This is a genomic window from Sphingomonas bacterium (genome assembly GCF_903642285.1).
Lineage (GTDB): Bacteria > Pseudomonadota > Alphaproteobacteria > Sphingomonadales > Sphingomonadaceae > Sphingomonas.
Genome location: NZ_CAHJWJ010000046.1, coordinates 1 through 7,062, shown reverse-complemented (window position 1 = coordinate 7,062; position 7,062 = coordinate 1). Strand labels below are relative to the sequence as shown.

At 67.5% G+C, this 7,062-nt stretch carries 8 protein-coding genes and 1 pseudogene; 4 read left to right on the top strand and 5 right to left on the bottom strand.

The window, feature by feature from the left end; all coding sequences use genetic code 11:
* From HUU99_RS15110 to HUU99_RS15100, 3 genes and pseudogenes are all read right to left on the bottom strand, one after another.
* A pseudogene (locus HUU99_RS15110) lies at positions 1-204 on the bottom strand (RluA family pseudouridine synthase); the annotation flags it as partial.
* Complete coding sequence (gene crcB / locus HUU99_RS15105) at positions 201-578, bottom strand: fluoride efflux transporter CrcB (RefSeq protein ID WP_174287399.1); 378 nt, start codon at positions 576-578, stop codon at positions 201-203. The pseudogene HUU99_RS15110 and the gene crcB, both read right to left, overlap by 4 nt.
* A 233-nt stretch (positions 579-811) precedes the next feature.
* Entirely contained in the window at positions 812-1,546 is a 735-nt protein-coding gene (locus HUU99_RS15100; RefSeq protein ID WP_174287398.1) for a hypothetical protein, read from the bottom strand.
* A gap of 125 nt (positions 1,547-1,671) precedes the next feature.
* Between HUU99_RS15100 and HUU99_RS15095 the strand changes: the two genes are divergently transcribed.
* On the top strand, positions 1,672-1,893 hold the full coding sequence (locus tag HUU99_RS15095; protein ID WP_174287397.1) for a hypothetical protein: 222 nt from the start codon (positions 1,672-1,674) through the stop codon (positions 1,891-1,893).
* Positions 1,894-1,914: 21 nt separating this feature from the next.
* On the opposite strand, the gene HUU99_RS15090 is transcribed toward HUU99_RS15095, so the two are convergent.
* Positions 1,915-2,340: an OsmC family protein gene (locus HUU99_RS15090; RefSeq protein WP_174287396.1), complete on the bottom strand. Its 426-nt coding sequence runs from the start codon at positions 2,338-2,340 to the stop codon at positions 1,915-1,917.
* Positions 2,341-3,144: 804 nt separating this feature from the next.
* On the opposite strand from HUU99_RS15090, the gene HUU99_RS15085 reads away from it, so the two are divergent.
* Complete coding sequence (locus HUU99_RS15085; RefSeq protein ID WP_174287395.1) at positions 3,145-3,798, top strand: trimeric intracellular cation channel family protein; 654 nt, start codon at positions 3,145-3,147, stop codon at positions 3,796-3,798.
* 182 nt (positions 3,799-3,980) lie between these two features.
* Here the strand turns inward: HUU99_RS15085 and sppA are convergent, their stop codons facing one another.
* Positions 3,981-5,861 carry a signal peptide peptidase SppA gene (sppA, locus tag HUU99_RS15080; protein WP_174287394.1) on the bottom strand — a complete coding sequence of 627 codons (1,881 nt, stop codon included), beginning with the start codon at positions 5,859-5,861 and terminating at the stop codon, positions 3,981-3,983.
* 270 nt (positions 5,862-6,131) lie between these two features.
* Here sppA and groES point away from each other — a divergent pair, with 270 nt between their 5' ends.
* On the top strand, positions 6,132-6,419 hold the full coding sequence (gene groES, locus HUU99_RS15075) for a co-chaperone GroES (protein ID WP_174287393.1): 288 nt from the start codon (positions 6,132-6,134) through the stop codon (positions 6,417-6,419).
* 110 nt (positions 6,420-6,529) lie between these two features.
* Positions 6,530-7,062 (top strand): TCP-1/cpn60 chaperonin family protein (locus HUU99_RS15070; protein WP_302479997.1); only part of this gene is annotated, 533 nt, incomplete at its 3' end.

Below are 7,062 nucleotides of genomic sequence, written 5' to 3'. Positions count from 1 at the left end.
TTCGGGCGGCGGCACGCGCAGCGTCTGCCCCGCCTCCAGCCGGTCGCCGGGTGCCGCGCGGCTGCCGTCGACGCGCAACTGCCCGGTGCGCGCCCACATCGCGACGGTGGTGAAGCTGGTGTCGGGCAGATGCCGCTTGAACCAGCGATCGAGCCGGATGCCGTCATCGTCGTAACCGACCGAAAAGGTACGGACCTCGCTCATGCCACGGCCCGCACGATCGACAGCCCGGCGAACAGCGCCAGCACCGCGCCGACGACCGATACCAGCGCATAGGCAAGCGCGGTGGCGAGCGCGCCGCGCTCGGCGAGCGTCACGATATCGAGCGAGAACGCGGAGAAGGTGGTGAAGCCGCCCAGCACGCCGACGCCGAGCAGCAACCGCCATTGCTCCGACCCGCCGCTGCGCGCGAGCACGCCCGCCAGCACCCCCATCGCGAACCCGCCGGCGAGGTTGACCGTCAGCGTCCCGCTCCACGGATAGGCAGGACCAAGCAGCGCCAGCGCGGCGCGGCCGGTCAGATACCGCGCCGCGCTGCCGATCGCGCCGCCGATCGTCACGAGGAGGAGGGGTTGCATGGTGCTTGCCCTACGGCGTGCGGGCAATATCGGCAATGGCGGGGGAGGAGCACACCTCACCCGACAGCGCGCCACCCGAAGGCCGGGGCGGTTTGCGATCGAACCGATCCGTTCTCCTGCGAACGCAGGAGCCCATGATCACAAGCGGTGACGGTCGTTACCCTGGGTTCCTGCGTTCGCAGGAAAACACCCTCGGTTCGGATCGATCAAAAACGCGCCGCGGCTGGCTCCGATCAACCATTGGCGATCAGATCCACATCCGTTCCGCCATCCGGACGCCGCGACAGATACAGGATATAGGTCGTCCCGCCCCGCGTCCCCGCCAGCACGTCCTGCTTCTCGTCCGCCCGGTGTTCCGCGGTGAAGCCCGCCGCGCGTGCCTGCGTGAAATACCAATCCATCACCCGCGCCGGCGCCGCGCCGCTCGCGAAGCTGACGATGCGAAGCGAACAGCCCTTGCCGTCGGTACCCGCGGCTTCCTCGACGCGCGCGTCGGGATAGAGACCCAGGCCCTGCGGCAGGCGGTTGGACCAGCCCGCCGAATAGGCGATCAGCGGCGCGCACTGTGCCAGCGGCCGGCTCGGCTGCCGCGCGCCGAGCGCGCCGAGCGTCAGCGCGCCCTTCGATAGCTCGCAATCGGGGCAATCCCCAGAGGCTGCAGGCGCGGTCTTCAGCTTTGCGGGGTCGACCGGATCGGCGCGTGCCGCGGTCGGCGGCACGGCCATCGGATCGGGGCGGCTCGGCGGGCGGATGACGTCGGCGTTCGACGTTTGCGCCAGCGCGGGATCGACCATGATCTGGTCGTGCAGCGCGGCGGTCAGCGCCGGGTCGTGCGCGGGCGACGCGGCGTTGGCGTCGGTCAGCTCGCGGTCGAGGCTGTCCAGCGTCCGGGGCGCGTACGGCGTCTTGCCGCACGCGATGAGCGCGAAGGGCAGGAGGATCGGCAGCAATAGCGGGCGACGCGGCATCGCGGACCTTTTCGGTTGGCACGCGTGGCGCGCGCCGATCCTTCATGGTCGCGCGGTGGTTAAATTGGCGTTTCGCGCGGGGACCGGCTTGTCGCGCGGGCGAAGTCGCGTCATCCTGTTACGCGATGCTCAACATCGTCTCGATCCTGGTCGGCCTCGTCACGCTCGCGCTCGGTCTCGTCGCCTTCGTGCCGTTGCTCGGCTGGATGAACTGGCTGGTCATCCCGATCGGGATCGTCGGTGCCGCGGTCGGGGCATTGTCATCGCACAATGCCGGGCGCAACCTGAACCTGGTGCTGATCGTGATCTTCGCGTTCCGCCTGATGCTCGGCGGCGGCATCCTCTGACACCGCCGCCTTGCGGTACGATCAGTCGAGCGCGTGCGTCAGCGTGATCTCGGCGTTCAACACCTTCGACACCGGGCAGTTCGCCTTCGCATCGGCGGCGATGGTGGCGAATTCGTCGGCGGCGATCCCGTCGACCTTGCCGGTCAGCGTCAGGTCGGACCTGGTGATGGCGAAGCCGTCGCCGTCCTTGTCCAGCGTCACCTTCGCGGTCGTCGCCAGCGTGCCGGTCGAATAGCCCGCCTTCGCCAGCGCGAAGCTCAGCGCCATCGTGAAGCAGCTGGCATGTGCGGCGGCGATCAATTCCTCCGGATTGGTGCCGGGCGCATCCTCGAACCGGGTGTTGAAACCGTAAGGGCTATCGCTCAGCACGCCCGACTGGGTCGAGACATGACCCTTGCCGTCTCTGCCAAGGCCTTCGTATTTCGCCGATCCGCTACGTGTCGTCATCGCCAATCTCCTTGGATGTGATCATGCAACGGACGGATGCGACGAAACGCTCCACGATATCCACGTTATCCACAGGGCAAGCGGTGCATTCGACGCTTTGTGCGACTCGGGCGGCGTGACAGCATCGGTCCTGCGGAGAGACGGCGGGACGACCGGAAACGGGAGAAACGCCGGATCGCTGCACCGATGGTCGAGGACGATCCGCGCAAACGGACCTGGCGCGATGATCGGGTCGGAAGATGTCACTCCCTCGTCCCCGGCGCGATCGTGCGAACGGTCCGCGACAGGGCGAAGGCGGCATCGACCGGAAGGCGAGGCGGAAGGCGGCTCCAGGCCGACGAAAGCCGAGCCGGCCGCCGCGGTCGGACGAAGGATGCGCGAAAGCGTGATCGCCGTCCGGCCCGGTGACCGAAGGGCGAGGTGCGGGGCCGTTCGCGGCCCGGAACGACGCTCGCCGCCGAAACCGGTGGCGGACGGGGATTGGTTTCGGCCGGTTTCCCGGATGCGACAAGGTACGGCGACAAAGGGTCGGCAGCGATGCCGGCCCTTTTTTTGGTTTTTGGTTTTTGGGTTGACCGCTTGGCCGGACCTGAAAGGTCGGACGCTGGAGCTGTTCCCCACCCCGGCGAAGGCCGGGGGCCCGACTGCGACCCGATCATTGGAGAGTGCATCCTGCCCTTACCGCAACCGTTGCAACCGGGCCCCGGCCTTCGCCGGGGTGGCGCAGAGTGAGTGGCAAGGACGAAGCGATCCGCCGCGCCAGTCCCGTTCCCCTGCACGCCCGCATCCCCTAACCCTCGCGCGATGCTCCCTCACCTCGCCCCCCACATCCTCCCGAAAGTCGCGCTGCTCCCCGCATTCGCGCCGTGGTTCGATCTCGCCGGGCTCGCGGTGTTCGCCGCGTCGGGTGCGCTCGCGGCGGCGAAACGGGGGCAGACGATGGTGACGCTGGCGTTCTTCGCGCTCGTCACCGGGGTCGGCGGCGGGACAATGCGCGACCTGCTGATCGGCGCGCCGGTGTTCTGGGTGCATGACGCACGCGCCGCCAGCGTGGTGCTCGGGATGGCCATCGTGATCTGGGTGACGCCCGAACGCTGGTGGCGCGGCGCGGCGCTCGACTGGTTCGACGCGGTCGGGCTCGCGGCCTATGCGGTCTACGGCGCAGCGAAGGCGATCGGTTATGGCGTCCCGCCGGTCCCGGCCGCGGTGATGGGGGTGGTGACCGCCTGCATCGGCGGGGTCATCCGCGACGTGCTCGCCCACGAGCCGTCGATCCTGATGCGCCCCGAACTCTATGTGACCGCGGCGGCGCTGGCGTCGGCCAGCTATGTGGTTTTGATCGAGGCGGGGGCATCGCCCGCGCCGGCCGCGGTCGTCGCCGCCGGCGCTGGCTTCACGCTGCGCGCCGCGGCGATGCGCTGGCGGCTGGCGCTGCCGGCCTATCGGGGGCGGCGATAAGGAGGTTTGCTCGCACGAAGACACGAAGACACGAAGGTCCGCTTATGCCAGCGGCAGCATTTCATTCTCGAAATTTTTACGTCGCCCGCTTTCGATGATCGGACTGCGGCCGGGTCAGACTTTTTCGTGTCTTTGCGCCGTCCAGCGAAAAACTTTCTTCAAACCGAACGTGCAGGCCACGATTATCCGCCGAACCCGACCCGTGCCAACACCAGATCGAGCAGCTTCGCATCCGCGGCGTCGGTGGACGTCGGGCCCATGCCGCCGCATTCCAGGCAGCGCGCCTGGATCGATCCCGCCATCGCCAGCCGCTGCAGGTCGCCGAGCGCGTGCGCGAACAACTGACGGCGGTCGGCGGCGATGCGGGCGAACACGTCGTGCGGCACGGTCGCATCGTCGTCCTGGTCGGCGAAGTCGCGGGCGATCGTCGCGAACCAGCCGGGCTGCTTCTCAAGATAATCCGCATGCACCTTCGCCGGATCGAGTTTCGCGCGCCGCGCGGCGTCGTCGATCGCGTCCTTCAGCGTGCCGAACCGGTCGACCAGCCCCAATTGATGCGCGGTGCCGCCGTCCCATACGCGGCCCTGGCCGATCTCGTCCACCCGCGCCGGGGTCAGATGACGCGCGGCGGCGACTCGGCCGACGAACTGGCGATAGCCATTCTCGATCCCCGCCTGGATGATGGTGTCGAGCATCGGCGTCGTGCCCGCGAACACGTCGGGCTGCCCGGACAAGGGCGTGGTCCGCACCCCGTCCGACGTCACGCCGATCTTCGCCAGCGTCTTCTCGAAGGTCGGGATGATCCCGAAGATGCCGATCGATCCGGTGATCGTCGACGGCTCGGCATAGATCGCGTCGCCCGTGGTCGACACCCAATAGCCCCCCGAAGCGGCCAGCCCGCCCATCGACACGACGACGGGCAGCCCCTTTTTCTTCGCCTCCAGGATCGCGAGCCGGATCTTTTCCGATGCCAGCACCGATCCGCCCGGCGAGTCGACGCGGACGACGAGCGCCTTCAGATCGTCCTTCGCCAGCCCCTTGAACAATGCCGCCTCGATCGTGTCGCCCGCCGCCGCGCCCGGGCCTGCGCTGCCGTCGACGATATCGCCCGCCACCGTCAGCACGCCGATCGCGTCGCCGCTCGTCGGCAGCGGATTGGCATCGAGCCAGGTCTGATATTTGATCGTCGCGAAGCTGCCCGCGGTCTTCTTCTTCGGGTCGGCCCCGACCAGCGCCGCGACGCGTGCACCGAAGGCGGTGCGGTCGCCGAGCTTGTCGACGATGCCCGCCGCCAGATTGGCCTTCGCGATATCGCCGTTCGTCGCCAGCACCGCCTTGTCGGGGGCGGCGATGAAGGGTGCCACCTGCGCCTTGGGCCGAGCCTTCGCCACCGCGTCGCGCCAGTCGGCGAACAGCGTGCCGTAAAGTGCCTGGCTCGCCTCCTTCGCCTCCGGGCTTTCGTCGGCGCGGGTATAGGGTTCGACGAACGACTTGAACTTGCCGACGCGGTAGACGTGGACGTCGACGCCGAGCTTGTCGATCAGGCCCTTGTAATAGGGCGTCGTCCCGCCCGGCCCTAGGAACAGCGTACCGCCGAGCGGGTTCATCCAGACCTCGGAAGCCGCTGCCGCCAGCCGATAGCCACCGTCGGTATAGGCAGTGGCGTAGGTCAGCACCGGCTTGCCGCTGGCACGCACCCGGCCCATCGCGGCGGCGACCTCGGTCAGCGCGGCGGGATAGCCGCCCCCGAAGCTGTCGAGATCGAGCACCACCGCCTTCACATGCGTATCGTCCTTCGCGCCATCGATCGCGCGGACGACGTCGCGCAGGCGGAATTGCTGTGTGGTGCCGCCTCCCGACAATGCGGCGAAGGTCGTCGGCTCGGCGGCCTGCTCCACGATCGCGCCGTCGAGATCGAGGACCAGCGCGCCGTCATGGACCGCGTGGTTCGGCCGGGCGTTCAACGCGGCGAAGATGCCGCCGAAGAAGATCAGCATCGCGATGAGGACGAGCCCGTCCTTGATCGCGACCAGCAGCTTCCATGCGCCCCGTACCAGCCTCACTCCATCGCTCCTTGCTTGGTCGTGTGGCGATCAGGGCTAGAGCAAGGGGAGGCGCACGTAAATCCCAGTCCCGTCACCCCGGCCTTGCACCATCGTGCCGCGAGATCATGGGCGAATGCGCGGTGCGATGGATGCCGGTCGAGCCGAGGTGATGAAAATGATCGGCACCGCCTTGACGTTCGCCGACCCCGCTCGCATATGGCGGGCGTTGGCACTCGGAACCCCTGAGTGCCAGAAAACTGTCACACTTTGCAAAAGAGGGTAACCGCAATGAACTTTCGTCCGTTGCACGACCGAGTCCTCGTCCGCCGCGTGGAAGCGGAAGAGAAGACGGCCGGCGGGATCATCATTCCCGACACCGCCAAGGAAAAGCCGCAGGAGGGCGAAGTCGTCGCCGCCGGCACCGGCCTGAAGGCCGAAGACGGCAAGATCACCCCGCTGGACGTCAAGGCCGGCGACAAGATCCTGTTCGGCAAATGGTCGGGCACCGAGGTCAAGGTGAACGGCGAAGACCTGCTCATCATGAAGGAATCGGACATCCTCGGGATCGTCGGCTGATGCGCTTCCGGTCTTTCTCGGCGCGTCGCTGAGAATGCACGGACCATCGCTCTCCGACGCTGACGTAGTGTCCACTTCCACCACTTCCAATTTTTGAAAGGGTAGCCAAAATGGCAGCCAAGGACGTAAAATTCGGTCGCGACGCGCGTGAGCGCATTCTTCGCGGCGTCGACATCCTCGCCGATGCGGTCAAGGTCACGCTCGGACCGAAGGGCCGCAACGTGGTCATCGACAAGAGCTTCGGTGCACCGCGGATCACCAAGGACGGCGTCACCGTCGCCAAGGAGATCGAGCTGAAGGACAAGTACGAGAATATGGGCGCGCAGATGCTGCGCGAAGTGGCGTCGAAGACCAACGACGTCGCCGGTGACGGCACCACCACCGCGACCGTCCTCGCCCAGGCAATCGTTCGCGAGGGCATGAAGTCGGTCTCCGCCGGCATGAACCCGATGGACCTGAAGCGCGGCATCGATCTCGCCGTCCTGAAGGTCGTCGAGGACATCAAGTCGCGGTCCAAGCCCGTGTCGGGCACGCGTGAAGTCGCACAGGTCGGCATCATCTCGGCGAACGGCGACACCGTCGTCGGCGAGAAGATCGCCGAAGCGATGGAGAAGGTCGGCAAGGAAGGCGTGATCACCGTCGA

Coding starts and splice junctions, on each gene's coding strand:
- HUU99_RS15095 (WP_174287397.1), top strand. CDS start 1,672: ATGCTCAACATCGTCTCGATCCTGGTCGGCCTCGTCACGCTCGCGCTC.
- HUU99_RS15090 (WP_174287396.1), bottom strand. CDS start 2,340: ATGACGACACGTAGCGGATCGGCGAAATACGAAGGCCTTGGCAGAGAC.
- crcB (WP_174287399.1), bottom strand. CDS start 578: ATGCAACCCCTCCTCCTCGTGACGATCGGCGGCGCGATCGGCAGCGCG.
- groES (WP_174287393.1), top strand. CDS start 6,132: ATGAACTTTCGTCCGTTGCACGACCGAGTCCTCGTCCGCCGCGTGGAA.
- HUU99_RS15085 (WP_174287395.1), top strand. CDS start 3,145: ATGCTCCCTCACCTCGCCCCCCACATCCTCCCGAAAGTCGCGCTGCTC.
- HUU99_RS15100 (WP_174287398.1), bottom strand. CDS start 1,546: ATGCCGCGTCGCCCGCTATTGCTGCCGATCCTCCTGCCCTTCGCGCTC.